The sequence below is a fragment of the Corallococcus sp. AB038B genome, from assembly GCF_003668955.1.
Classification (GTDB): domain Bacteria; phylum Myxococcota; class Myxococcia; order Myxococcales; family Myxococcaceae; genus Corallococcus; species Corallococcus exiguus.
In genome coordinates, this window is record NZ_RAWO01000013.1 from 120,152 (window position 1) to 146,855 (window position 26,704).

24 protein-coding genes are annotated in these 26,704 nt (G+C 69.5%); 5 read left to right on the forward strand and 19 right to left on the reverse strand.

The window, feature by feature from the left end; all coding sequences use genetic code 11:
- Positions 1–12: 12 nt before the first annotated feature.
- The 6 genes from D7Y04_RS34885 to trpS form a co-directional block, all read right to left on the reverse strand.
- Positions 13–1,914 (reverse strand): cyclic nucleotide-binding domain-containing protein, encoded by a 1,902-nt coding sequence (locus D7Y04_RS34885; RefSeq protein WP_121762119.1) that lies wholly within the window; start codon positions 1,912–1,914, stop codon positions 13–15.
- Positions 1,915–4,032: a HEAT repeat domain-containing protein gene (locus D7Y04_RS46850; RefSeq protein WP_121762120.1), complete on the reverse strand. Its 2,118-nt coding sequence runs from the start codon at positions 4,030–4,032 to the stop codon at positions 1,915–1,917.
- Positions 4,033–4,129: 97 nt separating this feature from the next.
- Positions 4,130–6,727 (reverse strand): pseudouridine synthase, encoded by a 2,598-nt coding sequence (locus tag D7Y04_RS34895; protein WP_121762121.1) that lies wholly within the window; start codon positions 6,725–6,727, stop codon positions 4,130–4,132.
- 27 nt (positions 6,728–6,754) lie between these two features.
- Positions 6,755–7,756, reverse strand: coding sequence for an SMC-Scp complex subunit ScpB (gene scpB, locus D7Y04_RS34900; RefSeq protein WP_121762122.1), 1,002 nt, complete (start codon positions 7,754–7,756; stop codon positions 6,755–6,757).
- Positions 7,743–8,555 carry a ScpA family protein gene (locus D7Y04_RS34905; protein WP_167548464.1) on the reverse strand — a complete coding sequence of 271 codons (813 nt, stop codon included), beginning with the start codon at positions 8,553–8,555 and terminating at the stop codon, positions 7,743–7,745. The genes scpB and D7Y04_RS34905 overlap by 14 nt, the downstream gene beginning before the upstream one ends.
- Positions 8,556–8,757: 202 nt before the next feature.
- The gene (gene trpS / locus D7Y04_RS34910; protein ID WP_121762123.1) at positions 8,758–9,771 is read right to left on the reverse strand and encodes a tryptophan--tRNA ligase; all 1,014 of its coding nucleotides are present in this window, start codon (positions 9,769–9,771) and stop codon (positions 8,758–8,760) included.
- Between the two features lie 244 nt (positions 9,772–10,015).
- On the opposite strand from trpS, the gene D7Y04_RS34915 reads away from it, so the two are divergent.
- From D7Y04_RS34915 to D7Y04_RS34925, 3 genes are read left to right on the forward strand one after another with little or no spacing between them, the layout of a single operon-like run.
- Positions 10,016–11,203 carry a DUF4388 domain-containing protein gene (locus D7Y04_RS34915; protein WP_120597714.1) on the forward strand — a complete coding sequence of 396 codons (1,188 nt, stop codon included), beginning with the start codon at positions 10,016–10,018 and terminating at the stop codon, positions 11,201–11,203.
- 4 nt (positions 11,204–11,207) lie between these two features.
- Positions 11,208–12,188 (forward strand): RNA ligase family protein, encoded by a 981-nt coding sequence (locus D7Y04_RS34920; protein ID WP_121762124.1) that lies wholly within the window; start codon positions 11,208–11,210, stop codon positions 12,186–12,188.
- The gene (locus D7Y04_RS34925) at positions 12,185–12,958 is read left to right on the forward strand and encodes a hypothetical protein (protein ID WP_121762125.1); all 774 of its coding nucleotides are present in this window, start codon (positions 12,185–12,187) and stop codon (positions 12,956–12,958) included. The genes D7Y04_RS34920 and D7Y04_RS34925 overlap by 4 nt, the downstream gene beginning before the upstream one ends.
- On the opposite strand, the gene D7Y04_RS34930 is transcribed toward D7Y04_RS34925, so the two are convergent.
- From D7Y04_RS34930 to D7Y04_RS34940, 3 genes are all read right to left on the reverse strand, one after another.
- Positions 12,959–13,321, reverse strand: a complete 363-nt coding sequence (locus tag D7Y04_RS34930; RefSeq protein ID WP_121762126.1) for a DUF2019 domain-containing protein — start codon at positions 13,319–13,321, stop codon at positions 12,959–12,961.
- Between the two features lie 71 nt (positions 13,322–13,392).
- Positions 13,393–13,755 (reverse strand): DUF2019 domain-containing protein, encoded by a 363-nt coding sequence (locus D7Y04_RS34935; RefSeq protein WP_121762127.1) that lies wholly within the window; start codon positions 13,753–13,755, stop codon positions 13,393–13,395.
- The gene (locus D7Y04_RS34940) at positions 13,752–15,005 is read right to left on the reverse strand and encodes a hypothetical protein (protein ID WP_121762128.1); all 1,254 of its coding nucleotides are present in this window, start codon (positions 15,003–15,005) and stop codon (positions 13,752–13,754) included. Before D7Y04_RS34940 ends, D7Y04_RS34935 begins: the two co-directional genes overlap by 4 nt.
- Positions 15,006–15,076: 71 nt before the next feature.
- Here D7Y04_RS34940 and D7Y04_RS34945 point away from each other — a divergent pair, with 71 nt between their 5' ends.
- Positions 15,077–15,460, forward strand: coding sequence for a hypothetical protein (locus tag D7Y04_RS34945; protein ID WP_121762129.1), 384 nt, complete (start codon positions 15,077–15,079; stop codon positions 15,458–15,460).
- Between the two features lie 18 nt (positions 15,461–15,478).
- On the opposite strand, the gene D7Y04_RS34950 is transcribed toward D7Y04_RS34945, so the two are convergent.
- From D7Y04_RS34950 to xerD, 4 genes are all read right to left on the reverse strand, one after another.
- Positions 15,479–16,222 (reverse strand): glutathione S-transferase family protein, encoded by a 744-nt coding sequence (locus D7Y04_RS34950; RefSeq protein WP_121762130.1) that lies wholly within the window; start codon positions 16,220–16,222, stop codon positions 15,479–15,481.
- 62 nt (positions 16,223–16,284) lie between these two features.
- Positions 16,285–18,201 (reverse strand): hypothetical protein, encoded by a 1,917-nt coding sequence (locus tag D7Y04_RS34955; protein WP_121762131.1) that lies wholly within the window; start codon positions 18,199–18,201, stop codon positions 16,285–16,287.
- A gap of 24 nt (positions 18,202–18,225) precedes the next feature.
- The gene (locus tag D7Y04_RS34960; RefSeq protein ID WP_147477260.1) at positions 18,226–19,749 is read right to left on the reverse strand and encodes a hypothetical protein; all 1,524 of its coding nucleotides are present in this window, start codon (positions 19,747–19,749) and stop codon (positions 18,226–18,228) included.
- 291 nt (positions 19,750–20,040) lie between these two features.
- Positions 20,041–20,976, reverse strand: a complete 936-nt coding sequence (xerD, locus tag D7Y04_RS34965; RefSeq protein ID WP_121762133.1) for a site-specific tyrosine recombinase XerD — start codon at positions 20,974–20,976, stop codon at positions 20,041–20,043.
- Positions 20,977–21,101: 125 nt separating this feature from the next.
- On the opposite strand from xerD, the gene D7Y04_RS34970 reads away from it, so the two are divergent.
- Complete coding sequence (locus D7Y04_RS34970; protein ID WP_147454726.1) at positions 21,102–21,416, forward strand: hypothetical protein; 315 nt, start codon at positions 21,102–21,104, stop codon at positions 21,414–21,416.
- A gap of 25 nt (positions 21,417–21,441) precedes the next feature.
- Here D7Y04_RS34970 and D7Y04_RS34975 read toward each other — a convergent pair whose 3' ends face one another.
- Genes D7Y04_RS34975 through D7Y04_RS35000 form a run of 6 tightly spaced genes read right to left on the reverse strand, consistent with a single transcriptional unit; the run spans position 21,442 to position 26,518 of the window.
- Complete coding sequence (locus D7Y04_RS34975) at positions 21,442–22,428, reverse strand: hypothetical protein (protein ID WP_120598453.1); 987 nt, start codon at positions 22,426–22,428, stop codon at positions 21,442–21,444.
- Positions 22,429–22,451: 23 nt separating this feature from the next.
- Positions 22,452–23,072 (reverse strand): L-threonylcarbamoyladenylate synthase, encoded by a 621-nt coding sequence (locus D7Y04_RS34980; protein ID WP_120581577.1) that lies wholly within the window; start codon positions 23,070–23,072, stop codon positions 22,452–22,454.
- Between the two features lie 52 nt (positions 23,073–23,124).
- Positions 23,125–24,423: a cation:proton antiporter gene (locus D7Y04_RS34985; RefSeq protein ID WP_121762134.1), complete on the reverse strand. Its 1,299-nt coding sequence runs from the start codon at positions 24,421–24,423 to the stop codon at positions 23,125–23,127.
- Entirely contained in the window at positions 24,420–25,655 is a 1,236-nt protein-coding gene (locus D7Y04_RS34990) for a sodium:proton exchanger (RefSeq protein WP_120598451.1), read from the reverse strand. The genes D7Y04_RS34985 and D7Y04_RS34990 overlap by 4 nt, the downstream gene beginning before the upstream one ends.
- A gap of 32 nt (positions 25,656–25,687) precedes the next feature.
- Complete coding sequence (locus tag D7Y04_RS34995; protein ID WP_120579666.1) at positions 25,688–26,026, reverse strand: hypothetical protein; 339 nt, start codon at positions 26,024–26,026, stop codon at positions 25,688–25,690.
- 39 nt (positions 26,027–26,065) lie between these two features.
- Positions 26,066–26,518 carry a general stress protein gene (locus tag D7Y04_RS35000; RefSeq protein WP_120598450.1) on the reverse strand — a complete coding sequence of 151 codons (453 nt, stop codon included), beginning with the start codon at positions 26,516–26,518 and terminating at the stop codon, positions 26,066–26,068.
- Positions 26,519–26,704: the final 186 nt, after the last annotated feature.

Genomic DNA, 26,704 nt, shown 5'->3' on the forward strand with positions numbered 1-26,704 from the left:
CGCGAGGGCAGATCAGACGAGGATGAGGTCTTCGTCCTCGTCGTCCGGCGCGGTCCCCTCCTGGCTGTCCAGCACGTGCTGCGTGCGGCGCAGGCGTTCGTCGCTCAGGTCCGAGACGAGCATCAGGACCTGGGGGTGGCTGGAGATGAGCGAGTCGAAGTCCTCGCGCGGCAGGCGCAGCAGCGTGGTGTGGCGCGTGGCCTCCACGGTGGCGGTGGCCGGGGTCTTCTGCAGGAGGGAGATCTCTCCGAACAGGTCCCCTTCCTTCAGGCTCGACAGCCGCTGCCCACCCTTGTGGACCTCCACCTCGCCGGAGAGGACGACGTAGAGGCCGTCCGTGGCGTCGCCTTCGCGGATGATGACTTCGCCGCGCTCCACGTCGCGGGCCCGGAAGCGCTCCACCAGGTTGCGGCGATCCTTGCGGTTGAAGGGACGGAACAGCGCGGAGCTGTTCATCACGTTCGCGAGGAGCCGCTCGCGGCAGAACTTCTTGAGGGCCTTCGCCACGGGCGGATGGCTGCGCGAGAGCGTGGCCAGGACGGCGGCGGAGATTTCGAGCACCTGCGTGTCGTCGGACGCGGACTCCACGGAGGCGGCGCGCGGGGCTCCGGACAGGAGCGCCATCTCGCCGAAGAAGGCGCCGACCTCCAGCGTGGCCAGGTCCTGGCGGCGGCCGTCCTCCTCGCGGAAGACGCGCACGTTGCCTTCGCAGATGACGTAGAAGGCGTCGCCGTGCGAGCCCTGCGCGAGGATGCGCTCGCCAGGGCCGAAGCGCCGCAGCGGGCAGCGTTCGAAGAGCTGGATGAACGCGTCGCGCGGCAGGTCGGAGAAGAGCGGGATGGACGGCAGCGCGTCCCAGGTGCCGGGCCCGGCCTCCTCGGTCAGCTCGTAGACGGGCTCCTCCTCCGGCGCGTGTTCGGCCAGTCCCCTCTGGGCCGCGAGCTCCACCGCGTGCAGCAGCGAGTCCGCTTCGATCTCCAGCTCCGTGAAGCTGGAGACGCTCAGGGACGCGCGCCAGGGCTCCGGGGCTCCGGCGGTGGTGGGCACCACGGAGGCTCCGGCGGCGACCGTGGCCGTGGGCTTGGAGGGCGTGTCGACGCGGCGGGGGCGCAGGCCCGGGGGCGCGGCCTGTGCGGGAGGCTTTGGCGCGGTGGGGGCCGGCGTGGTTTCGGGGCCCGTGATGGGCGGCGCGAGCGCCTGCCAGCGTCCGCTGGGCGTCCGGATCTGGGGAAGCTCGGGCATGGGAGATGGGGACGGCGGTGCGACTCGAACGGACTGGCCCGTGGGTGCAGGGACGGCGGGTGGCGGCGCGACGGCTTCGGTCACCGGTGGCGATTGGGGCTCGTCCTGCGTGGGCTCGAGCTCGACTTCGACGGAGAGGACCACCTCGGTGTCATCCGCGATGGGCGCGTTCGACAGGGCCTGCTCGGGCGGGAGCGCATCCGACAGGTCCACCGGGGCACCGCCGGCCGCCAACGGCTCGGGGGGCACGGGCCTGGGGCTGGTGGCTTCGGGCGGAACCTCCCGAGGGGTGATGAGGCTCGCCGGACTGGATGGGAGCGCGGCGTCCTTCGGCTTCGGCCTGGACGTGGCCGGCGTGCCCCTTCGCGCGTACAGGTCCGCGAGCATCTGCTGCACGCCCTGGTGAGCCGGATCCAGCTCGAGGATCAGCTTGCTCGCGGCGATGGCGCGCGGGAGGAAGCCCTCCTTCGCGAAGCCCTCCGCCGCGGACTGGTACGCGGAGACGGCGCGGTCACGCTGACCGGCCTTGGACCACGCATCCCCCATGCGCAAGCGGCTCTGGTGGTCCTTCGGCTCGGCCTGGCAGTAGTCCTCGTACAGCTCGGCGGCCTTGGCGAAGCGGCCCTTGCCGAAGGCCTCCGTCGCCTTGTCCTTGAGCGCGCGCGACTCCATTCACTGCGCCCCGCCAGCCGCCGTGCCTTCCTTCGTCATCGAGGCCCCCGCCGCGACGCGGACCTCGCGGAAGTAGTCGCCCTTCAGCGCGTCCAGCGGCTCGGCCTGCGCGCCGGTGTTCATCTTGCGCAGCGCCGTGGCCGCCGCGGCCCGGATCTCCGGCAGGTCGTGGTACAGGTCCCGCCCCACCACCTCCGCGGACTTCGCGTCGCCCATGACGCCCAGCGCCAGCAGCACGTCGCGCCGGGCCACGCTGTTGGAGTCGTCCAGCGCCTTGAGAAGCGTGGGCACCGCGTCCTTCGCGCCCATCCGCCCCAGGAGCTGCGCCGCGAGCGCCGCCTCCGCCCCACCCTCCTTCACCACGCCCTGCAACGCCTCCGACGCGGACGCCGGCGGCGGCCCCACGCGCGTCAGCGCATCCAGGACCACCAGCTTCTCGCTGCCCATCTTCGGCAGCGATGCCACCAGCGCGAGCTGCCCGGCCTCACCCTGCTCCGCAAGCGCCAACGCCAGCGTCTTCTGCAGCTCGCGGTCGGGCTCCAGCAGCGCCGTGCGGGTCACCTCGATGCCTTCAGGCCCCACGGACGCGAGCCCCACCAGCGCCGCCGCGCGCAGCACCGGGCTCGCGTCGTCCGTGTAGCCCTTGAGGATTTCCAGCGCTCCGGGAGCCTTGAGCGCACCCAGCGCGGTGAGCAGCGTGGCCAGCGGCTGCAGCTTCGCGGGCTCCACGTCGTCGCTCAGCTCCGAGGGGACTCGCGGAGGCACCACCACGCGCCCGGCCTCCTTGGCGCGGGCCGCGTTGAGCGCCTGGAGCCGCTCGAAGAGCTGCGCGTGCTTGGACGACCGGTTGTCTTCCTTCGCCTTCGCCACCTCTGGACGCGGGGCCGACGGGTCCAGGTCCGCGGCGTACTTCCGCGGCAGCGCCTGCGGGATCCAATCCGCGCGCAGCGCCGTGAGCCCGGCGACCTCCTGCTCGTAGAGCTTCTGGATGACGGGCACCACGGAGGCATCACCTACGTGCGTCACCGCCTCCACCGCGAGCGTGCGCAGCCCGGCGTCCGGCTGGTTCAGCCACGGCGTCACCTTGGGCAGCAGCGCCTGCGCCGCCGGGCCCAGGCCCGTCACCGCCTGGAGCCCTGAAGCCGCGGAGGCCGGGCGCGACAGCCGGTCCGCGATGGGGTCCGCCGGGCAGCCGCCTCGCGAACGCATGGCGCGGGCGGCGTCGAGGGCCTCATCCCGGGCGCCGTCGAGCGCGATGGCGCACAGCGCGGCGTCCGTCGCGGGCGTGCGCGGGAAGGTCAGGATGGCGTCGGTGGCCAGCGGGCTCACCGAGCTCTTCTCCACCGCCACGGCCTGGAGCTTCGTCGCGGCCGTCGGATCCTGAAGCTTCATCAGCGCGCCGATGGCGGACTCGCGAAGCTCCGGGAAGCTCTCGTCGAGGAGCAGCGCGATGGGGGCCACCGCGCGGGTGTCGCCCGCGTCGCCCAGCCCGCGCACGGCTGCGGCGGCGAGGATGACCTGGCTGTCACGCACCATGGGGAGCAGCCGGTTCACCGCCTCCGGGCGGCCGCTCTTGCCCAGCTCTTCCGCGGCGCCCACGCGTTCCGGGAGCACGCCTTCGGTCAGGGCCAGGAGGTTGCGGTCCCAGAGGCCCTTGGATTCGGCGGCGACGACGGAGGCCATGGCGCCGGGGACGTTGGTGCTCTTGAGGGCCTGGACGATGACCTGGCGCGTGGCGCGGCCCCGACGTCCGTACTGGAGCGTGAGGTACGCCTTGGCCTTGTCGTTCTTCACCTTGGCGAGCGCCAATGCGGCCTGGCCCTGCACGGCCTCGTCCGGATCCTCCAGGAGCTCTCCGAGCAGATCCACGACGCGCGGGTCCTGGCTCTCCCCGAGCGCGCTGGCGGCTTCACCGCGGACGAAGGCGGAGAGGTCCTTGGCGGCGCGGGTGAAGAGGACCAGGTCGTCCGCGTTGTTCTGCTCGGCCAGCTTCCGCACGGCGGCGGCGCGGGTTTCGGGACGTGGGTCCTGGATCTCCGCGAGGAGCTGATCCCGGTTGCCGTTGCACCCGACGAGGAGGGTCAGGGCGAGGAAGAGGGGTCGCACGCGGATTCGCATCGTTCTCCCGGAGCGGCGGACGCTGGAGGTAGGCGGCGGTTATATCAACGCCCTCCCGGGCCGCCCACCGACGGAGCGACCCAGGAGGAGGGGTGTTCTAGCGGGAGCGGCCACCACGGGGGGGCGGACGGCCTGCCCCTCCACGCTCGCCCGGGGGGCCCTTCTTCACGCCCGCGCGAACGATGCGCTCGCCGGAGGCGCTGGACGAGGACTCACCGCCGCCGCGAGACCGGCTGCCAGAGTCTTCACCCCGGGGCTTCCACTCGCGACGCTCGGGACGGTCTCCGCGAGCAGCACCGCCTGCACCGGCGGGCTTGCCGAAGCGGGCACCACCGCGAGGAGCACCGCCCTCCGCACCGAAGCGGCCGGCGGGCTTGCCGAAGCTGCGGCCACGAGGAGCACCACCCTCGGAGCGACCGGCACCGGCGGGCTTGCCGAAGCTGCGGCCACGAGGAGCGCCGCCCTCTTCACGACCGAAACGGCCACCACCGGCGGGCTTGCCGAAGCTGCGGCCACGAGGAGCGCCGCCCTCGTCTCCGAAGGAGCGACCCCGCGGGGCGCGATCGTCACCGCCACGGCCCGCACCGGCGGGCTTGCCGAAGCTGCGACCGCGAGGAGCACCGCCCTCTGCACCGAAGCGGCCGGCGGGCTTGCCGAAGCTGCGACCACGAGGAGCACCGCCCTCTGCACCGAAGCTGCGACCGCGAGGGGCACCGCCCTCGGAGCGACCGGCACCAGCGGGCTTGCCGAAGCTGCGACCACGAGGAGCACCGCCCTCGTCACCGAAGCGGCCCGCCGGCTTGCCGAAGCTGCGGCCACGAGGAGCACCACCCTCGTCACCGAAGCGGCCCGCGGGCTTGCCGAAGCTGCGACCGCGAGGAGCTTCGTCACCACCCCGACCCGCACCGGCCGGCTTGCCGAAGCTGCGGCCGCGAGGCGCGCCACCCTCGTCACCGAAACGGCCCGCGGGCTTGCCGAAGCTGCGGCCGCGAGGAGCACCGCCCTCGTCACCGCCACGGCCCGCACCGGCAGGCTTGCCGAAGCTGCGACCGCGAGGCGCACCACCCTCGTCACCGAAGCGGCCCGCACCGGCAGGCTTGCCGAAGCTGCGACCGCGAGGCGCACCACCCTCGTCACCGAAGCGGCCCGCGGGCTTGCCGAAGCTGCGACCGCGAGGAGCTTCGTCACCGCCACGACCCGCACCGGCGGGCTTGCCGAAGCTGCGACCGCGAGGCGCGCCGCCCTCGTCACCGAAGCGACCCGCGGGCTTGCCGAAGCTGTGACCGCGAGGAGCACCACCCTCGTCACCAAAGCTGCGACCGCGAGGGGCACCGCCCTCGGAACGGCCCGCACCGGCAGGCTTGCCGAAGCTGCGACCACGAGGAGCACCGCCCTCGTCACCGCCACGGCCCGCCGGCTTGCCGAAGCTGCGACCGCGAGGAGCACCGCCCTCGTCACCACCACGCGCCGGCTTGCCGAACCGGCTACCACCGCGCGGCGCATCACCCTCGGAACGACCCGCACCGGCCGGCTTGCCGAACCGCGCGGCGCCACGGGGGGCACGCTCACCCTCGGGCTTGCCGGTACGGCCCGCGCCTCGCGCGGCCTTGCCGTAGGTGGCTCCCTCGGCGACGTCCGACTCCGCCTCGTCACCGTCGTCGTCGAACGTCGGCACGTCATCCAGATCCGCGTCGTTGTCCGTCTCCAGCGTCGCCCCGCGCTTCGCGAACTTCGGCGGACGCGTGCCGCCGTCCTGCACGCCCTTCCACTCCTTGCGCTCCGGACGCGCCTCGCGAGTCTTCGGCCCCGTCGGAGCCTTCTTCGCGGCGCGCTCCGTCTTGCGCGGCGCGGCCGGCGCGTCGTCGTCCATCGACAGCTCGATGTCGTCGTCCTCCGCCCCGCCGAAGCCCGGCGCCGAACGCCCGTGACGGCGCGGCGGCAGCTTCAGGTCCGAGGACGCCGGCTGCGCACGGCCTTCCGCCACCTCCGTGAGCTGCAGCACTTCCGCGACCTTCAGCGGCCGCAGCTCGCCAGGGCGCAGCCCTTCCACGCCCACGCCCGCGTAGTTCGGACGGAACAGGCGCACCACCGGGTGCCCCACCGCCGCGCACAGGCGCTTGATGAGGTGCGGACGACCTTCCGCCACGACGATCTTCAGCCAGGTGTTGCGCTCGGCCTTCTCGAAGATGTCCACGGACACCGGCGTGGCCATGCCGTCTTCCAGCCGCACGCCACCGCGCAGCTTCTCCAGCGTGGGGAAGTCCGGCACGCCCTTCACCTTCGCCAGGTACGTGCGCGGCACCTGGAAGCTCGGGTGCGTGAGCTTGTGCGCCAGCGCGCCGTCATCCGTGAAGAGCAGCGCCCCTTCGGCGTCGTAGTCCAGACGTCCCACGGGGAACAGGCGGCGGCCCGTCTCCTCCACATAGCTGGCCACCGTGGGCCGGCCCTGCGGATCCGACAGCGTCGTCACGACGCCCACGGGCTTGTACAGCAGGTAGTAGGACGACTCTTCCGGCGGCGTGACGAGCTTCCCATCCACGGTCACCAGGTCCACTCCGGGCTCCACCCGGCTGCCCAGCTCCGTCACCGTCTCGTTGTTCACTCCGACGCGACCGGAGGTGATGAGTTCTTCCGCGTGCCGGCGCGAAGCAACTCCCGCGCGAGCCAGGTACTTCTGCAAACGTTCCGCCGCCATTCCGTGCCTTCTTCCAGTTGCCGCCCATCACTCGGGCTTGGGGCCCTCGCTATCACCCTTCTCGGGCGAAGGGGGGCTTTCCAGGATGCTGGCGCTGACCTTCTGGCTCCGCTCCGCGGCGGCCATGGCCTCCTCCAGCTCCTCCAAGGCCGCCTCGCTGGCCGCCTCGTTCTTCTCCATCCGCTTCGTGAAGTTCGGGTCCGACAGCGCCGCCACCGTCCCCGACGCCACCGGTACCGGCGGAGCCGCCTCCTTCTCCACGATTTCCCGGTGCTCCTGGGTCAATTCATGGAATTCACGGAGCGTGGGCAGCGCGGAGAGGTCCTTCAGCGCGAAGAACTCCAGGAACTCGCGCGTGGTTCCATAAAGAATGGGGCGGCCGACTTCTTCCCGCTTGCCCAGGATTTTCACCAGCTTGCGGTCCATCAGCGCCTTGAGCACCGCGCCGCAGTCCACGCCGCGGATGTCCTCCAGCTCCGGCCGGGTGACGGGCTGCCGGTACGCGATGATGGCCAGCGTCTCCACCGCCGCGCGGGTGAGCCGCTGCGGTTTCACCCGGAGATATCTTCGGACGTACTCCGCGGAGTGGGGGTCCGTGCGGAACTGCCACCCGCCCGCCACCTCGTAGAGGACGACGCCGCTGATGCCCTCGCGGTGGATGCCGGAGAGCTGATCCAGTGCCTGGAGGATGGGATCCCTGGGGATGCCGGTGGCCTGGTAGAGCTCGTCCACGGACAGGGGGCGCTCGGCGACGAAGAGCACGCTCTCCAGCACCGTGCGGATGCGGTCCGGGGAGAGGTTGCGGCTCTTGGCGAGCAGCTTCTCGAAGGAGGACTGGAGATCCGGGACGTTCTCGGCGTCGTCCGAGTCCTCCTCGATGGCGGCCGCCTCCACCCCGTCCAGCTCCGCGTCGTCCGGGCCAGGGCCGGTGACCGCGGCGATCTCCTCCTCGGAGAACTGTCCGGGGCCGCCGGGCGTGCCGGGGGCGGGCGTCTCGTCACCGTCGTCGGGACCGTTACCGGTAGTCACTCTCGTCGACCTCCGTGGGGATGAGCTTTTCCAGCGCGTCCCCGTTGGGCGTCACCTGGATGGGGCCCAGGGGCTCCTCCTGGAAGACCTTGATGAGGCGGCGCTTCACCATCTCCAGCATGGCGATGAAGGTGATGACCACCTCCTGGCGCGTGGCCGCCTCCGTGAACAGCGCCTCGAACACCACCTGCCCGTCCTTCTTCACCCGCTCCGCCAACCGGAGGATGGCCTCGGACAGGCTGACGCGCTCCAGCACCACCTCGTGCTGCACCTTGGGCGTCAGCCGCTCGAGCACCCGGTCGAGCGCCTCCACCAGCTTCAGGACGGAAATCTCCTGGAGCCCCACCTCGTCCTCGGGGATGGGGACCGCCTCCACGGGCACCTTCCGGGCGAACACGTCCCGGTCCAGGATGTCCTGCTTGGCCAGGTGCTCCGCGGCGTCCTTGTACTTCTGGTACTCCAACAGCCGGCGCACCAGCTCCGCGCGAGGGTCCTGCGCCTCCTCCACCGCCGCGAGCGCGTCCGCCCCTTCCGGCACCTGGGCCGCGTCCTGCCGGGGCAGGAGCATGCGGCTCTTGAGGTGGGCGAGCGTGGAGGCCATCACCAGGAACTCCCCGGCGATGTCCAGGTTCAGCTCCCGCATCCGCTCCAGGTACTCGAGGTACTTGCCGGTAATCAGCGCCAGCGGGATGTCGAAGATGTCAACCCGGTGCTCCTTGATGAGATGGAGCAGCAGGTCCAGGGGACCTTCGAAGTTGGGCAGCGCCACCCGGAAGGCGTCTCCGGGCGTGCGCGGCAATCCCTCCCCGTCGGGGTCCGGCGGGAGGTCGTCCGGCGGTGGGGGCTTGCGACCTTCGCTCACCGGCCGGCGTCCTTCTGGGGGGATGGGAACTTCGTCATGCGAAAGGGTCCGAATTTCCGGCCTTTAGCGCGCGCCGGGGGGACAGACCTCCTTAGCAATGCCTCCCAGGGGGGTCAAACATTTGAACAGGAACGGGCGTTCAGGGGATTCCCACTGCCCGCCTCACCTGATCCATCAGGCGGGTGGCTTCCGCCCGGGCGCGGTCGGCGCCGTCCGCGAGGATGCGCTCCAGCTCGCCCGGGTCGTTGAGCAGCTCCTGCCGGCGCTGGCGGGCGGGGCCGAAGGTGACGTGGAAGGCCTCCAGGAGCTTCTTCTTGAAGTCGCCGTAGCCCTTGCCGCCGGCCTTCCAGGACGCGTCCACGTCGGAGAACTCGCCGGGCGGGAGCATCAGCTTGAGCAGGTCATACAGCGGCGCGTCCACGGTGGGCTTGGGCGCGTCCACGGGCGTGGAGTCCGTCTTGATGGACATGATGCGCTTCTTGATGTCCTTCTCCTCGCCGAACAGCTCCAGCGTGTTGCCGTACGACTTGGACATCTTCTGTCCGTCGATGCCGGGCACGGTGGCGGCGTTCTCCTGCACGAAGGCGGAGGGCAGCTTGAGGATGCCGGGCGCGTGGCCCCGCTCCTTCCCTTCTGGATCCGCCGGGTCGTAGCCGGGGACGTACTGGGTGTTGAACTTCACGGCCCAGTCGCGCGCGAACTCGATGTGTTGAATCTGATCCTTGCCCACCGGCACCTGATCCGCGCTGTAGAGCAGGATGTCCGCGGACATGAGGACGGGGTACGCGTAGAGGCCGAAGTCCGCGCTGATGCCGCGGGCGACCTTGTCCTTGTAGCTGTGGGCGCGCTCCAGGTGGGCCTGGGGCACCACGGTGCCGAGGATCCAGTTGAGCTCCAGCACTTCCTTCACGTCGCTCTGGCGGAAGAGGACGGCCTTCTTCGGATCCAGGCCCAGCGACAGGTACGTGAGCGCCGCGTCGCGGGTCAGCTCCAGCGCGAGCTTCGGGTCCCGGACGGTGGTGAGCGCGTGGTAGTTGGCGATGAAGTAGTAGGCCTCGCCCTGATCCTGGAGCTGCACGAACTGCCGCATCGCCCCGTAATAGTTGCCGATGTGCAGCTTTCCGGACGACTGGACGCCTGAGAGAATCCGCATCGCGATTCGCGCTCCCAATGACGGGTGGAGGACACGGCTCGTTCGCACACCCGCCGTCATGCTGCAACCTTCCGTTGGGACGGGTGGGCCCTTCCAATGCCTGACACTCGCGCGCCCGGCTTCCCTGGAACATTTCGCCCCGGCAATAAAAACCCAGCAGTTTCAGGGGGTTGAGACGTCTCAAGTCTCCCAGGTACCCTGGCGGCCGGCGCAGCATGCGACGTGCCTTGGAGGGCGCCCACGGATGGAAGCGTTCACAGGAAACCTGGCCAGCTACCGGCTCCAGTTGGTGTTGCCCCCGCTGTTCGCGACGCCTGGAGTGGAGGGGACGCTGAGGGTGGAGCGGGGCGCGGTGCGCCGGGAGTTCTACCTGCGGGACGGGCACCTGGTGGGAGTGGCCTCCACGGATCCAAGGGAGCACCTGGCGCAGGTGCTGGTGAACCTGCGCATCCTGGACGCGCCCCGGGCGGCGGCGGCGTTCGAGGCGGCGGAAGGGGCGAACCTGCCCTACGGCACGTTCCTGGTGCAGCGCTGCTTCGTGGAGCTGTCGCAGCTGACGGAGGCCATGGAGCACAAGGCGCGCGAGGCGCTGTTCGACTGCTACGCCTGGGAGTCGGGCGAGGTGGAGTTCACGCCGGGGCTGCCCCTGTCCGGGCGGGCGGTGGGCCTGCGGCTGCCATTGAGCACGCTGCACCGGGACGCGGTGGCGAGGGTGCAGGAGTGGGCGCAGTTCAGGGACATCTTCCCGCGCCTGGACACGACGTTCCGCGTGTTCCGCGAGTTCGCGGTGGAGACGTTCTCCGAGGAGGAGGACGTGCTCCTGGACCTGGCGGCCGGAGGCGCGACGCTGGGCGAACTGCTGGCGAGCGCGAGGGAGGCCCCGCTGTTCGCGGCGCGCTGGGTGCTGCACCTGTACCGGCGGGGAGCGCTGGCGCCGCACCGAGCGACGGGCCTCACGGTGGGTGAGTCCACGGAGTTCACGGAGCTGTTGGCGCTGGTGCGAGCGTTCCTGTCGTCGCGAAAGTACGACCTGGCGGTGGCGTTGGCGGCGCAGGTGTTGGAGCGAGGGCCGGTGCCGGAGGCGCACGCGCTGTACCGCGAGGCGGAGGTGGGGCTGACGCTGGCGTTGAGTGATGCGCTGTTCGCGTTGGACGGGAGGCTGGTGTTTGAGCCCATCCCCCGCCCTGCCCCGGCGGATCTGACGGCGGACGACCTGTATCTCTATTCCAAGCTGAGGGGCAGCCGGAGCATCCGTCAGGCGTTGCGCACGGCGGCGATGGGCGAGTTGGCCGCGTCACGGTCCGTGGATCGGCTGAGGGCCGCGGGGTTGATCCGCGTGGCCCCGCTGGAGCCGGGAGCACCGGAGCCGGCACCGAGGCGGACGACGACGGATCCCTACGGTTTGAATCTGGGGGACCTCGGCGGAAACTGAGGCCATGCGATTCCGACCCTTCCTGAAGATGTCCTCCGCGGGTGATGCACGGGGGCAGGCCAGTCCTTCCGGGAGCTGGGTGGCACTGGAGAAGCTCCATGGCGCGCAGCTCGTCCTGGGCGTGCAGGACGGGACGGTGCACTTTGGCAAGCGCAAGGCCTGGCTCGAGGAGGGGGACTCCTTCTTTGGATGGCAGCTGTTGCGCCTGTCCTTGAGCAACGCGGCACTGGAGGCGGTCCGGACGCTGGGGCTCACCGAGGCGCGCGTCTATCTGTACGGGGAGCTGTTGGGAGGCCGCTATCCCCACCCGGAGGTCCCGGCCGTGCCTGGAATGATGCCGGTCCAGACGGGCATCTGGTACGCGCCGGGCCTGCACTGGGTGCTGTTCGATATCCTCGTGGCCCGGTCGGACGAGGACGAAGGGGTGATGCTCTCGCATCGCGACGTGGAGACGGCCGCGAAGGCCGCCGGGGTGCTCGTCCCTCCCCTCGTGGCGCGAGGAACCCGGGCGCAGATGGAAGCCGCGCCCACGCGAGCGCTGACGCGACTCCCGGCGATGCTGGGCCTGCCGCCGTTGGCCGACAACCATGCGGAGGGGCTCGTCATCAAGAGTGAGCAGCCCGTGGCACCGGGGCAGCGCGTAGCGTTCAAGCGGAAGATCGAGGAGTTCAACGAGGCCCGCTTCGACGAGAGCACGGCCTGGGATGCCCACCAGCGGCTGTCCTTCACGGAGCTTCAGGACTGGTCCTCACGACTGGTGAATCCCGCGCGGATCTCCAGTGCCCTCTCGAAGTGCGGGCGCGACGATGCCGAGGCCGTGTTGAGCGAGGTGGAGCTGGATGTCCGGGTGGACCTGGAGTTGGCCTTCCCGACCGCGTGTCAGGCCCTGGATCCGGCGAGCGAGGAGCGGCTGTCCGCACATGTTCGTGAGCTTGCCCGGCCACTCATCCGGCAGGCCTTGGATGCCGCCTTGAAGTCCGAATGACGCTCCGCCCACGAACGCCCCCGCTCGCCTCGGGCCTCGGGCCGCACGACCAGGTGCGTGCCCTGCTTTCGCGTGGCTGTCCGCGACAGGCCCGGGCCTGTGCCGAGCGGCTCGTGGAGCGAGGTGACGATCCGCTCGCCACGGGGCTGCTCGCGGATGCGCACTTCGCGCTGCGAGGTTTCGACACGGCGTCGCGGCTCTATGCACAGTGGTTTGACGGAAACAGCCGGTTGGACGCGGCCCGCGTGTTGCGCCAATACATCACGCCCCTGATCCAACAGGACTTTGGCGAGGGACACCGTCAGGTGCGGCGGGCCTCCATGCGCGCCGCCGAGGCCTCACGGCTCTCCGAGCCCGAGGCACGAAAGGCGGGCCTTCGCGAAGCCTTCCAGATGGATCCGCTCTGTGGAGATGCCTGGACGAACTACGCCCCCCTCGTCGCGGAAGAAAATCCGGAGCAGTGCGCGAACGAGTGGGTGGCTGCGGTCTCCCTCGCGGGACACCTGGACGTGCGCCACCACATCCAGGCGCTGGCTTTGCTTTCGCGGGACTCCAGTGAGACGGCCGCGGTGCTCCGGCTCGCGGTCCTCCGGCTCACACTGGACCGGTATGGAGAGCGCTTCTTCGAGGAACTTCAGCGCCAGGATCCCGGTGCCAGCATCGGAGGCTCGGCCAGCTACCTTCAGTATCTGCGCAACACGGTGGACGCAGCACGGCAGGTCTTCCCGGATGCGGAACAGGAGCCCGTTCCCCGCGCGATCGGACCCTGATCAGGGGAACTTGAGCGTGCCCTCTCGCCAGGACTTGAGCGCGTAGAACGCAGCGATCCCATTGAACCCTGGACGTTTCGCGATCCAGAGCAGTACCGGCTCGCCGAACTCGGGAGCGAATTCCAGCGCGTGGGCCGCGACGTGGGAACGCACTGATTCGTTCTTGCTCTGAAGCAAGGGAAGGAGTTGGGACGTCGCGCCACGGCTCCGAAGTTCCCGGTAGGCCCCGATGATCTTGTCGGCAGCACGATTGGCGGACCGCGAGTCCGCAGCATCCAAGGCCTGTCCGTGTGCAATGGCGCTCTCCTCGTACCACTGGACGAGCTCTTCGATGCTGGCCTTCTGGAACCTGCGGGTACTCACGAAACGACTTCGTAGCGCAGACGGACGGTCATGCTGAAGTCCCGGTGAGAACTGAGCGCCGGCAGGCGCGCTCACGGGAATTTGAGCGTGCCCTCTCGCCAGTGCTTGAGTGCGTATTCTGCAGCGAGCCCATTGCGCCCCGGACGCTTAGAGACCCAGAGCAGTACGGGTTCGCCGAACTCGGGAGCGAACTCCAGGGCATGGGCCGCAACGTTGGTTCGGACGGTTTCGTTCTCGTTCTGGAGAAGGGGAAGGAGCTGGGACGTCGCATCACGGTTCCGAAGCTCTCGGTATGCTCCAGAGATCTTGTCGGCGGCACGATTGGCGGACCGCGAGTCCGCAGCCTTTAGCGCTTGTTCGTATGCGATGGAGCCCTCCGCGTACCACTGGACGAGCTCTTCGTTGCTGGCCTTCTGGAACTTGCGGGCACTCAAGGAATGGCTCCAAAGCGAATGAGGGTCTTCATGCCGAAGTCTCGTTGAGCCTGGAAGGACTGGCTGCTCAACCATTGGCGAATCGTGTGCACTCCCGTAAGAGCGACTTCCTTCGATGAATAGTACGCACTGATCCGTTGATGGGTGGCTTCGTCGATCGCGATCACGTTATCGGTGTTGTGCAGGGCCTGGGGTCCGAAGCGCCGCACGTTGCCGTCCGTCTGCTCGACGATGTGGTGCCACTGCTTCCCGGGACCCGCAGGGCCTCTGGCCCGCTTGAGGGCACTGAAGGAGCCCCAGGAACTCGCACCGGCCGGTGGTGCTCCGCGCCCCTTGGCCGCCATGGCAACCACCGTGGACGGAAGCGAGAGCGTGATGACTCCGCCCGAGACGGACACCGCCCGCACCTGCTCAAGGCCCGCGACGTTGACGCCAACTCGTGAGGCCACCGCCGCGCCTCCCGGGAAATTCGGCAGCGTCGCAAGCCGGGCCGCCAGCAACGACGCGCCACCGGTCATGCCATGGCTCACCGCGACCGTGACCGCGAGGACCAGGACTCGCGCGATGGATGGACCGACCCGGGTGGCGAAGCGTTGCCCGGATGCATCCAGTTCCTTCCAGGTGGTGGCCCCGTCCGTCGCGAGCTTCAGCTCCTGGCTCGCGTCAATCAGCTCCAGGAACGTCTCCGCGCCCAGGTAGATCAGCAGCAGCGCCGAGATGACCGCGGCGGCCTTGGTGAAGGCAGGCTCGGGATTGGCGGCCAGCGCCGCCCAGGTCACGAGGCCCGTGGCGATCATCGAGTAGAAAAGCTGCGGCGCCAGCGTCTCCTCCACGGCCCGGGAGATGCTCTCCTTGAGTGGGTCGAGGGACAGCGCCAGCGCCACGCCGAACTTGTCCCAGTCACTCAGTCCCATCACGTCTTCGAGCAACGAGATGCAGTCGCCCCTACGAAGTCCCGGCTCGCAGAAGCCCCCGAAGGCACGGTCCGACACCTGCGGTCCTCGGGAGTAGGAAGCGCGGACCCATTCACCCGGCCGTGAAGCCCGGAGGCGCAAGGGTGTGACCAGAACCAGCTCGGTCAGCGCCTTCTCGAAGGCACCCTCCCCCACCGTCACGGCCCGGACGGGAGCAGGCGGGCTGTACTCGATGGGTGCCCCCTCGCCCGTATCCAGCCGCACCCTGCCCCTTGGGGCAGCACACGCACCGAGCAAGGCGAGGATCAGGACAGCGAGCTGGACTCGAAAGGCCATGGACCCCTCCGGGCCCACTCCCTAGCGTGTGGCTCGCCCCCAGGGGAAGTTTCGAAGAAAGGAACATGCGGATGGACCCAGCAGCCCGTGAGCGGATCACCCTCGTGGAGGTGCTCGAACGGACGGCGCCCTTCCCTCTCTTCACCGCCACCCTGCAGGCCGCGGTACAGCGTCTGGAGACCGAAGGCGTGAGCAGCCTGCTCAGCATCCAGTTCCACGCCCGGCCTGACGACACGGAGGTCGGCGCGGTCATCACGTTCGCGGACTCGCACCAGGTCATGGAGCACATCCGGAGGATCTCCGGGTGGCCGGAGTTCAAGGCGCTCCTCGGTGTCGCGAAGCCCGTGGACGTGCGCGTCTACGGGCGGCTTGGCGAGGAGGCACATGCCTGGCTCCGGACCATGAACGTCGTGAGCAAGGTCTTCGAAAGTCCCGTGGCCGGCTTCGTCCGGTGAGCTGGCCATCGGAAGCACTCAGCTCGCTGCGCGCAGGGGCACGCTCGCGGTCCGGGTCGCCACATCCACCCGTCCGAGCCATGCGCTCAACCGCTCGCGCCGATCCACCTCCGCACCCTGCCAGGGCGTAAGCGGCGTCCGGAAGCTGTGCAACTGCCCGAACAGGGCCAGGTCCGCCACGCTTAGCGCCCCTGACAACCAGAAGCCCTGCTCCGGCGCCCGCGCATCCAGCTGATCCAACAGCGCCCCGAACCGGCGCCAGCACGCCTCCGGCCCCGCGCGCCAGACATCCCTTGCCACCAACCGCTCCACCTGTTTGCGCCTAATCAGCGTCGGAACCACCGCGCGCACCGGCGCCGGCATGAAGTGAAAGAACGTGGCGCGTGTCCGGGGCCAGTTGCGGTCATCCGCCCAGCGCGAGGCGACCAGGAAGCCGTTGAGGGACGTGTCCGCCAGCTCCTCCCAGAGCAGCGCCTCCGGCGACGCGTCGATGCGGCCCGGCGCCAGCTGCTGGATGCGCGCGAGGATGGCCGTGGAGTCCGGCACCGCCTCCGCCCCCACCAACAACACCGGCACCTGTCCCGTGGGATTGTGCGCGCGGTGCGAGGCCGGGTTGTCCGCGCAGCCTCGCGCGTAGGGCAGCCCCGCGTACTTCAGGGCCCGGTGGGCCTTGAGGCAGAAGGGCGAGTAGCTCTCGATGCCCGGCAGGCCGGTGTCAGCCAGCTCCAGCAGGGTCAGGGGTGGCAAGGCGTTCGGGGTCATGAAGCCACGCTATGCCCCCGCTGTGACAGCCGTCTGTCAGGATAGTGTGAAGGCGGTCCGGCTCAGTCCTCCCGGAGGATGTCTGCCCACTTCAGGGTGGAGATCTCCTCCTGGAACGGAGCGAGCATGAGCTTCCGGTAGTCCATCACCACCTGGGTCATCTTCGTTTCGAGGAACGTCCGGACCTCTTCATGGGTCTTGAAGTAGTCGTCGATCCCCTTCAGTGCGTCCCGGATGTCCGTCATCTCGTCCCCGGTGTAGCCGTTGGTGAACTCCTCGCGGGTCCGCACGCGCATGAGGAAGTGCGTGAGTTCGTCCGCGACGACCGGGGGGATGAACTCGTGGTGCATGGCGATGAAGGCGGCGATCTCGTTCTTCGTGCCACCCAGGAAGTTGACGTTCTTCGGATCCAGCGAGGCGCCGCTCAGGGTGTTGCAGTACGCCCGCATCACGTCCTTGAGCGCCGCCAACTGGCGCACGTCCGCGACGGATTGAATCTGATAGTTCGTCAGGGGCTTCAGCTTGCTCCCGAGATTTCCCTGGGGCGAGACCAGCATGAAAGAAGCCGCGCCCAGGACGTCGATGCGGCATCGCTCCGAGAACCTCTTCCGGAGCCCGATGGCGGCCTCCTTCACGGAGTTCTCGCGCTGCGACAGGCTCCGGAAGAGCCAGCCTTCGTCGCAGATGAGCTCCAGCTCTGACTCGTCGACCCCCCTGCCCTTCGGTTTGAGGAGGTCGCTGCTGACCAGCAGCTTCGCCACCCCCGAAGGACTGTCATTCACCTCCTGGCCGATGCAGTAGACGTAGATGTCGACGTCCTGGATGTCCGTGACGAGCGTCTTCTTCTTCGTGATGACTTCGTTCTCGCCCTTGCCCGTCTTCTCATCCTCCAGCGAGTAGGCCTGCACGCGGAGCTGCGTGCTGCTGGTGCTCGCGACCTCCGCCAGGCTCACCCCCTTCTTGAATTGCGACGTGACGGACTGATTCACATAGGTCCCGCTCTTGGCGATCTTGGGCGCGTGCACGAGCAGGGAGTTGGCGAGGATGTTCACGCCGGACCGCACCAGCCAGTGCACCTCATGGCCATAGCGGATGGCCTGTTCGACCGCGTCGATCGCCGCGTTCCCACCCTGGACGACGATCCGCTTGCGCTTCTTCCCGTTCACCACGAGGAAGCGCATGAGCTGATCCATGTCCATGATCCGCCGGTCCCGCTCCCACCCCTTGGGGACCTTGATGCCGTTGGCCTCCGTGGGCTTGAGGTAACTCCCGTTGCCCGTCATCAGGAGCAACTCGCGGGCCTTGATGGGGTCACGCACCTTCTCGGACTTCATCGGCGTGAAGGTGATCTCGAAGTGCGCCTTGTTCTCGTCGTCGTCCGCCTTCCACTCGATCTTCGTCACGTTGCCCCAGACACGGGTCAGGCCCCGGTTCATGGCGCGGCCGATGACGTTCAACCACTCGTCCTTGAAGCTCTCGCGGGTCGTGTAGCCCTGGGACTGCTCGAACAGGACATCCTCTCCGCCCACGGGGTCACTCGTGTTGAAGACCTTCTCCCACTCGTCCTTCACCGTGCTCCGGGACTGGGTGTTCTTGAAGGAAGAGAGCGGCCGGGTGCTGATGACCTGGCGGGTGTGATTGACGACGTAGTTGCCGCCTCGCCCCGTGTACCGGTCGTTCTTGCCGATGTGCCACGGATTGCTCATGCCGATGAGCACCGTGTTCTTGAGCACGGCGCGATTGGACGTGAGGTCCAGGAGCGACTTGTCCTCCGGGGCCTTCTGCATGTCGATGTCCTTGTCACCGACGAACAGCAGGTGCTTCAGCGCCTTCTTGCGAGCCTCCTCGTTCTTGATCTTCCCGAACTGCTTCTTGAACTGCTCCCGGACGTCCGACGTGAGGTCGGACCCCATGCGCGCATCGAGGTAATACATGGCACCGCCACCGGCGCCGATGATGGCCTTGTCGAAAATGGGCATGGGGTCCTCCCGGAAAACACAGGCCTACTGGCCGTTGTACTTGAGGTCGCGGGGGTTGACGGGCTGCGTGCCGCGGAGCAGGTCGACGGCCTCGAAGGCCTTCATGCCGCTGTTGCCCTGCGTCGCCGCCTGCCACGCGGGCAGCGACTTGAAGGCGAACACCATGTCGAAGTCCATGGGCACCGTCCCGGGATCCAGCGGCACGTTGCCCGGGTTGTTCTGGAACCACTTCATCCACGCCGCGGAACCGGGCTGCTCGAGGACCAGCGCGTCACCCACGACCGTCGGCGGCATCGTGGTGGTGGGCAGCAGGAACGTCTTCATGGGCCACTCCGCCACGCTGTGGCAGCTCATGCACGACGAGGCCTGCACGGCCGGAACAATCTGACCGTTGATGGAGGCCGGTGCCACCACCGCGCCGTCGTTCGGACCGGACAGACGGCCACCCCACCCCAGCGTCGCCGTGGAGTACGCGGGCGCCGCCGGGTTGATGACCGTCTCCTGCAGCGGCGTGCCCGGGTTCAGCGTGGAGTTGACGTTGGGATCATCCCCCCACATCGCGCCCAAGGGGATCATCTTGTCCCAGGGGCTGCCCGGCACTCGCATGTCGTAGACGAGCGTGGAGAACACCCAGCCCGTCTTGGGCGACGACTTCGTGTCCTTGACGATGATGTCGAACTGCATGATCGACGCGTTCATCGTCACCGGCTTCGCGCCCGTGGGCCCGTTGGGCGGCGGCACGTAGACGGGCCACAGCGACGCGCCCTGCATCACCGGCCAGTCCTTCGCCAGCGCGCTGGTCAACGCCACCTTGATGACGATGGACCCTTCCGGGAACTGCGCGGAGGTGTTGGTGAGCGTGGGGCTCATGGCCGTCTTGCCCCACACCTGCCCCAGCGCGGACGCCGCCACCTTGTCGTAGTAGGTCAGCACGTACGTCGTCATGTCGACCTTGAGGCCGGACGCGGCGAAGGTGGCCGCGGGGAACTCGGAGCCCACGTACGTGCCGTGGATGCTCTCGCGGATGGAGGCGAGCCACGGCTCGTTGTACCAACCCTCCTTCGCCGCATCCCACCGGGGATAGCTGTAGAGCAGCGTCTGCATGGACGGCGCGATGTAGGCCTTCAGCGCGTTGACGTACGCGAGCGCGTTCGCCTTGGAGATGGGCTGCCCCCTGAGCGCGGCGATCCACGGCGGATTGGCGGGCGGCGCCACGGGCGTCTGCGGATAGTCGTGGCTCAGGCTGAACATCGGGCCCGAGTACTGCCAGGACGGAGGAATGCTGCCGTTGTTGTCAGCGAAGGGGTTGGCGTTCACGGAGTTGCGCTCGAACGCCTCGCGAGCCGCGGCGAACGGCGTGCGGGCCTTCGCGGGCTCCGCGGGCGCGGTGGCGGAGACCGGCACCACGTTGGCGGTGGGCGCCTTCTTGGGCGGAGACTTTGATTCCGCCGCGTCGGCCTCCGGCACCTTGCAGCCGGAGAGGGACAGCGCCACGCAGCCGGTAAGGCTCAGGACGCCTGACATCAGGGATTGGCGAGAACGCTTCATGGACGAGCAGACCTTCGTGGGCCACACCGCGCCCGAGTGGGGTGGTACGCGAGACCGTGCGACAGGGCGGCGGACCCGCTGTCCGCCGCGTCCGTCCTGCACTGCACACGGCGATCCACTTCCCAGGAATGCGTCGTTTCCTCTGCGAACCGGCTTCGGCGGCACGCGCACGCGCCCAGAGCGCGTCTTCACCGCAAGCAATTGCGTTCGCGCGCGACGCACGCCTCGCATCCCTCCCCGCGGTCCAGGGTCCCCCTCACCCCGTGAGGGATGACGGCTCGACTCCTGGCGTCACGGCGCGGGCGGGCGCTTGCGTGCGGAGGGCTTGGGCTTGAACGCGTCGCTGCGCGGGTGGAACTCGTCGTACACCTTGCGCAGCCGGGCGCCGTTGACGTGCGTGTAGATCTGCGTCGTCGCCAGGTCCGCGTGGCCCAGCATCTGCTGCACCGCGCGCAGGTCCGCGCCGCGCTCCACCAGGTGCGTGGCGAACGAGTGGCGCAGCTTGTGCGGCGACAGCGGCTTCAGGATGCCGGCCTTCAACGCGTAGCGCTTGAGCAGCTTCCAGAAGCCCTGCCGCGTGAAGCCTTCCCCGCGCGGCGTGACGAACAGCGCGTCCGCCTGGCGCTTGCCCAGGAACTCCGGCCGCGAATGGGCCAGGTACTCCTGGACCTTCTCAATCGCCACGCGCCCCAGCGGGACGATGCGCTCCTTGGAGCCCTTGCCCCGGGTGACGAGGTAGCCGGACGTGAGCTGCACGTTGTTGAGCTCCAGCGTGCACAGCTCCGTCACGCGCAGGCCGGTGGCGTAGAGCACCTCCAGCATGGCCTTGTCGCGCAGGCCCGTGACGGTGCGCTCGTCGGGCGCGGCGAGCAGCTGCTCCACCTCCTCCAGCGTGAGGAACACGGGCAGCTTCCGGGGCGACTTCGGCGTGTCCACGTCCTCCGTGGGGTCCTTGTCCGCCAGCCGCTCCGCCACGAGGAAGCGGTGGAAGACGCGCAGCGCGGCCAGATGGCGCGCCTGGCTGCGGCGCCCCAGGCCCTGCTTGCCCAGCGTCACCAGGTGCGCGAGCACGTCCTCCTGTTTGACGCGCGCCACGTCGTCCTTGCCGCGCGAGCGCAGGTCCTCGAAGTACACGGTGAGGTCCGCCGCGTAGGCGTCCACCGTCTTGCCGGACAGGCCCCGCTCCGCGCGGATGAAGGCGATGAACGCGTCGAGCAGTCCTTCCATGGTCCCCGGAGGCTACCGGACGCGCTCCCGAGGGCAACTCCCTGACGGCCCCACCCGTCACGACGTTGCCTTCACCCCGGGAAGCGGTCCACCCTGCCGCTTCCCACACTCGAGGAGTGACGAAGATGCGTGCACAGGCATGGATGTGGATGGCGGTCCTCACGCTGGGCAGCGTGGGCACGACGGCCCTGGCGCAGACACCCGCGCCCGTGGCGAAGGAGCAGAAGACCCGGACGGGCAAGGTGAAGAGCGTCAGCCCGTCCAGCATCCAGTTGGAGGGCACCACCCCGGACGCCCCACCGCTCACCTATGTGGTGGACACGACGAAGCCCCAGCTCACGCAGACCCTCCAGGGCATCCGGGCCGGGGACTCCGTCAAGCTGACCTACGCCCCCAACGACGTGGGCGCGAAGGTCGTCACGGACGTGCAGAAGCAGTAGCGCCTGGCGGCGTCCCCAGGCGCCTTCAGGCCTGGGGTTCCGCCGAGGCCTCCTGGGCGTGCGCGCGCTCCAGCGCCTCCACCACCCAGGGCCAGCCCACCAGGATGTTGCCCGGCGAGCGCAGGCACGCGTCCGCCACCGCCAGCACCTCCGCCGGCCGCGAGCGCACCGCCAGCGCCAGGTGACGGCTCAGGAACGGGTGCGGCAGGTAGCTCAGGTTGTGATGCCGCACCGGCACCCAGCGCAGCGTGGGCTTCCCCGTGAAGCGCTCCACCGCGTACGCCACCGCCTGCGCCAGCACCTCCAGCGCGTAGAACGGCAGCCGGAACGCGCACATCAGGAAGGCCACCAGCGCGCTCGCCGCCACCGCGCCCGCGAAGGACACCGTCGAGGCGCTGCTCCACACCAGCATGGGCACCAGGCTGGTGGCGATGGCCGCCACCTGCACGTTGCGCACGGAGGGACCGCGCCCGCTGGACAGGCCGCCAATGCTCCCCGCGGACAGGCCGGAAACGATGCCCAGGCACAGGCCCACCATCATCGCCGCCGCGCCTCCATGCTCCGGACCGAAGGCGCCGCCCGCCGTGGCGTGCAGCCCCGCCAGCATGGACACGCTCGCCAGCGAGCCCAGCAGCACTCCCGACGCGAGCCCCGACACCAGCGCCACCACCAAGCCCACCGCGCTGCACAGCGCGGCGGAGACCAGGTACACGCCGCGCATCGGCACGCCCATCAGCCGCAGCCCCAGCCCCGCGAGCACCGTGAGGAGGGGCGACAGCACGACGAGCAGCAGCAGCATCCGCGCCACGAAGGCCCCTGCGGCGCGGCCTCCTTCGGCCTGTTCGCGCCACAGCTGCCCGATGCGGCCCGCGGGCGAGCGGATGCCCGCTTCGCGCAGCCGGTAATGCAAATCAATGGGACGGAGCACCAACAGGCCCAGCAGCGCGAGCGCGCCCGGCACCCGCTCCGGTGAGTCGACGACAGGCGTTGCTGGTAGGTCCCCCTCGGCCAAGGCTTCCCCCTCTGGAATGGATTTCAGGACTCCAGACTACCCTTGCCTTGCCTCAGGATTTCAAGCGTATCGCCTATCAGTGAAACCACCGTGGACGGCTCGTTCAAAGTGACGCCTCCGTCAAGAATCAAATCCAGCCCGTGCCCCAGCGCCGTCTTGATATCCCGAGCGTCCGAGAGAACCGTACCGTCGGTGTGGGTTGCCGACGTGGTGATGAGCGGGCGGCCGAGCGCTTTCGCCAGCTCGCGGGGCAAGGCAGCGTCCGGCACTCGCAGGCCCACCTGCTTCTGCTTCGTCATCATCACCTCTGGCACCAGGCGTGTGGCCTCCAGGATGAAGGTGAATGCACCGGGAGTGAGCCCCTTCATGGCGCGGTAGGCGAAGTTGCTCACGTGCGCATAGCGGGCCACGTCCGACAGGTCCGGACACAGCAGTGACAAGGGCTTCTTCTTGTCGCGGCCCTTGAGCTGGTACAGCCGCTCAATGGCTTTCTTTGCGTTCAAATCACAGCCGATCCCGTAGTACGTGTCCGTGGGATAGGCGATGAGGCCACCCTTCTCCAGCACCTCCACCGCGCGTGCGATGTGGCGGGGCGAGGGGTGATCCACGTCCACCTCGAGGATGGGAGCGACAGCGGCGGGCATGACGGGAGGCTCCTGGAAGAGGCCACCCCCGGGGTGAGGGGGTGTGCACCCACTATGCGCCGCCGCCCGCCTCCTCCGCACGGATTTCGCCACTGCCCATCAGCGCACGCCGGGTGAGGACGGGCCCCACCAGTTCGTGCGCGGTGATCATCGCGATGATGAGCACCTCCACCTGCGGCCCGAAGGTTGGGAAGGTGCGCGACACCAGCGCCGCCAGGCCGAACGTCACGCCCGCCTGGGAGATGAGCCCCATCCACAGGTAGCGCTTGAGGCGCGGGTCCTCCGCGGGCGCGAACCTGCGGCACGCGCCCCAGATGGCCAGGCCGCGCAGCGCCACGAGCAGCAGCGCTGCGGGCCCCACCGTCACCAGCGTGTCCAGCCGCAGCCCCGCCCCCGCCGCGGCGAAGAAGAGCGCGAACACTGGCAAGCCCGCCTGGTTGATGGCGTGGTGGATGCGCCGGCCCTCGCGCTCGTCCAGGTTCGCGATGAGCGCCCCGGCCGCCAGCGACACCAGCAGCGGCGACAGGTGCAGCCGCGCCCCGCCTTCCGCCGCCGCGAACGACAGCCCCACGAGGAACAGCGGCAGCTCCCGGTTGACGCCTCGCATGTACAGGAGCATCGCCACGGCGAGCAGGCACCCCACCGCCACGGAGCCAAACAGCTCCCACCCCACCCCGCCCACCAGCGCGGGCAGGTCCAGGCCGCTGCCGAACGTCGCTCGGGTGACGCCCGCCGCCAGGCCGAAGGCCACCATCACGAACAGGTCCCCGATGATGACCAGCGCCATCAGGAACTCCGTGAAGGAGCCGCGCGCGGACGTCTCCTGCACGATGGCGATGGTGACCGTGGGGGAGAACGACACCACCACCGTGGACATGAGCGCGCTCACCGCCAGCGCCTGCGGCACGGTCATGGGGGTCAGGAACGGCAGCACGGGCTTGAGCGCGAACGTCGCCGCGAAGCACACCGCGAACGTCAGCCCGCACACCGTCGCGCAGAGCATCGCCACGCGCGCGCCCACCCGGCGGATGAGCCCCAGGTGCAGCTCCGTGCCCGCGACGAGCGCGATGAGGCTCACCGCCAGCCCCTTCACCAACTCCAGCCCCTTCACGCCCGCGTTGGGGATGAAGCCCAGCGCGTACGGCCCCACCGCCACACCCACCAGCAGGTAGCCGGTGAGGCGCGGCAGGCCCATGCCCTTGGCCACCTTGCCCGCGAACAGGCCGCACAACAGCAGCGCGCCCGCCGCCAGCAGCACCGGCGTGCCCGCGTCCGCGCGCACCACCTGAGCCTGGGTGATGGCCGCCAAGAGCCCCATGAGCAGCAGCAACCGGAAGATGGACCCCTTCACGCCACCACCCCCGCGTCACCCTCGGAAGGTGTGTTGCGCGAAGTCGTGGCCCTGGGCTCCGCGGCCAGCACGTGCCGGAAGGCCCCGTGCGCGAGCATCTCGTTGACGACCGCGCCCACCGCCACCACGTCCAGCACACGCTGCGACAGCGAGCCCGGCACCAGCATCACGTACTCAGCCACCAGGCACAGCGCCAGGCCGCCCTGGGAGATGAGCGCGTAGCCGAAGCGCGGAGGCAGGTCCAACACGCCCGCCGTGAGCCGCTGCGCGAAGCGTCCCCCCAGCACCTTGCCCAGGAAGCGCAGCCCCACGAACGCGGGCAACAGCGCCCAGGCGGACATGTCACGCGCGTGGATGTGGCTGCCCACCAGGAACACCAGCACCAGGTACGTGGGCCGCTCCACGCGCGAGAGCGCCCGCGCTACCCGCTCCGCCGTGCGCCCGCCCATCAGCGCCAGCGTCGCGCCGCAGGCCACGCCCGCCAGCAGCGACGACAGCCGCAGGTACGCCGCCGCGCCGCCCACCAGCGCCACCATGCCCAGCGTCACCGTGGTCTGCTCCGCCAGGTCCTTCAGCGAATACGTGAGGAACGCCAGCAGCGCGCCGCACGCCACGCCCAGCAGCAGCGTCAGGCTCAGCAGACCCAGCCCTTCCGCCGCGTTGCCGGTGACGCCCAGCACCAGGCCCAGCGCGAGCACGCCCAGGCCCACCGCGTCGTCCATCATCGTGAGCAGCGCCACGCCCAGACCGCGCGCGCGCTCCATCCGCCCGTTGCGGTAGCCCAGCACCGCGAAGTGGCCGGAGGACAGGCTCGCCGCCGCGCCCAGGAGCGCCGCCGCGCCCACCGCCATCAGGGGCCTGAGGCCCATGGACAACAGCAGCGGGACTGACAGCGGCAGCGCGACGAAGAGGAACGCCGTGCCCGCGTGCGCGACCGCCGCCGCGTACACAGGCCGGGGCAACAGCCGCAGCAGGCGCGGCTCCAGGTTGAGCCCCAGGAGCACGCCCCCCGTCCCCAGCCCCAGCGCCACCAGCGGGCGCAGGGACTCCAGGTTGCCCACGGTGAGCACGCCCAGGAGCGACGGACCCAGGAGGGCCCCGAAGATGAGGAACATCAGGCCGCTGGCCGCCAGCTGTGCCAGCGCCGGGAAGCGGCCCGGAGCCAGGAGCGACCGGCTGGACGCGAGCAGCGACAACGCCGCGACGATGAGAAAGACGAGCAGCGCTTGCACGCAACGTGCTTACACCCGTGCGCCCCCGCGCGTCATCCACGCCGATGCGTGGGCGCCGCCAGGACAGGCAGGGCCACCAGTCGACCCATGGGTGGGTCGTCCGCGTCCATCTCCAGTTGCACGCGCTGGAGCATGCGATCCAACTCCTCCTGCGGGAGCGCGGGCAGCACGCTCACCAGGACGATGCGGTCCTCATCCGCGCCCAGCGCGAGGCTGCGCAGTCCGGCGAACACCGGGACCTCCGCGGACAAGGCCGCGGCGGCGCTGCGCGCTCGGATGACCATCGGTTCCGGGATGCCAAACTCCCGGAGCCGGCGGATCGCCCGCTCGGTCGTCTCCACCTGTTCGAGGAACGTGATGACGAGGTACACGCGGCCGTCATACCGGAAGACCGCGCATCCTGTCCCCCGTTACTCGTTGCCACCCGGCTGCGCGGGCTCTTCCGGGGGCTTCACCGGAGCGGAGGTGCCCTCGGCCGCGGGGGCAGTCCCGGCGGCGGCCTGGCTCTCCATGGCGGCTCGGGCGGCGCGCTTGCCCTCTTCAATCAGCTTCTTGACCTTCTGCCCGCCCTTGCGGCCGATCTCCTCATAGAAGTTCGGCCCGCGGGTGGCCTTGACGCGGTCGCCACCCTTCTTGCCGATCTCCTCGTAGAACTTCGCGCCGCGCTCGGCCTTCACGGTCTCGCCGCCCTTGCGGCCGATCTCCTCGTAGAAGGAGCGTCCGCGCTCGGCCTTCACCGTGGCTCCGCCCTTGCGGCCGATGGTCTCGTAGAACTCGCGACCGCGCTCATTGCGGACAGTCTCGCCGCCCTTACGCCCGGCCTCAGCCACCGTCATGCTGCCCTTGTTGTCCTTGTCCGACATGTCCGTGTCTCCTCTCGTGACTGCCCAACCCCGTCCGCGCCTTGGTGTCCCTTGCCTGAAACCTTGGGACGGAAGCGCCCCGATGCAAGCAAGCTCCGTACACCGCCAGCCGTTCTCTCCTGACATTGCATGCATAATCCCCAAGGATTTCGCGCGCTTGTCAGGCCTGCTGGGCATCCGGTCGGG

Excerpts from the sequence above, each read along its gene's own strand:
- D7Y04_RS34885 (WP_121762119.1), bottom strand. The coding sequence starts at position 1,914 with ATGGAGTCGCGCGCGCTCAAGGACAAGGCGACGGAGGCCTTCGGCAAG.
- D7Y04_RS46850 (WP_121762120.1), bottom strand. The coding sequence starts at position 4,032 with ATGCGAATCCGCGTGCGACCCCTCTTCCTCGCCCTGACCCTCCTCGTC.
- D7Y04_RS34895 (WP_121762121.1), bottom strand. The coding sequence starts at position 6,727 with ATGGCGGCGGAACGTTTGCAGAAGTACCTGGCTCGCGCGGGAGTTGCT.
- trpS (WP_121762123.1), bottom strand. The coding sequence starts at position 9,771 with ATGCGGATTCTCTCAGGCGTCCAGTCGTCCGGAAAGCTGCACATCGGC.
- D7Y04_RS34915 (WP_120597714.1), top strand. The coding sequence starts at position 10,016 with ATGGAAGCGTTCACAGGAAACCTGGCCAGCTACCGGCTCCAGTTGGTG.
- D7Y04_RS34920 (WP_121762124.1), top strand. The coding sequence starts at position 11,208 with ATGCGATTCCGACCCTTCCTGAAGATGTCCTCCGCGGGTGATGCACGG.
- D7Y04_RS34925 (WP_121762125.1), top strand. The coding sequence starts at position 12,185 with ATGACGCTCCGCCCACGAACGCCCCCGCTCGCCTCGGGCCTCGGGCCG.
- D7Y04_RS34940 (WP_121762128.1), bottom strand. The coding sequence starts at position 15,005 with ATGGCCTTTCGAGTCCAGCTCGCTGTCCTGATCCTCGCCTTGCTCGGT.
- D7Y04_RS34945 (WP_121762129.1), top strand. The coding sequence starts at position 15,077 with ATGGACCCAGCAGCCCGTGAGCGGATCACCCTCGTGGAGGTGCTCGAA.
- D7Y04_RS34950 (WP_121762130.1), bottom strand. The coding sequence starts at position 16,222 with ATGACCCCGAACGCCTTGCCACCCCTGACCCTGCTGGAGCTGGCTGAC.
- D7Y04_RS34955 (WP_121762131.1), bottom strand. The coding sequence starts at position 18,201 with ATGCCCATTTTCGACAAGGCCATCATCGGCGCCGGTGGCGGTGCCATG.
- D7Y04_RS34960 (WP_147477260.1), bottom strand. The coding sequence starts at position 19,749 with ATGAAGCGTTCTCGCCAATCCCTGATGTCAGGCGTCCTGAGCCTTACC.
- xerD (WP_121762133.1), bottom strand. The coding sequence starts at position 20,976 with ATGGAAGGACTGCTCGACGCGTTCATCGCCTTCATCCGCGCGGAGCGG.
- D7Y04_RS34970 (WP_147454726.1), top strand. The coding sequence starts at position 21,102 with ATGCGTGCACAGGCATGGATGTGGATGGCGGTCCTCACGCTGGGCAGC.
- D7Y04_RS34980 (WP_120581577.1), bottom strand. The coding sequence starts at position 23,072 with ATGCCCGCCGCTGTCGCTCCCATCCTCGAGGTGGACGTGGATCACCCC.
- D7Y04_RS35000 (WP_120598450.1), bottom strand. The coding sequence starts at position 26,518 with ATGTCGGACAAGGACAACAAGGGCAGCATGACGGTGGCTGAGGCCGGG.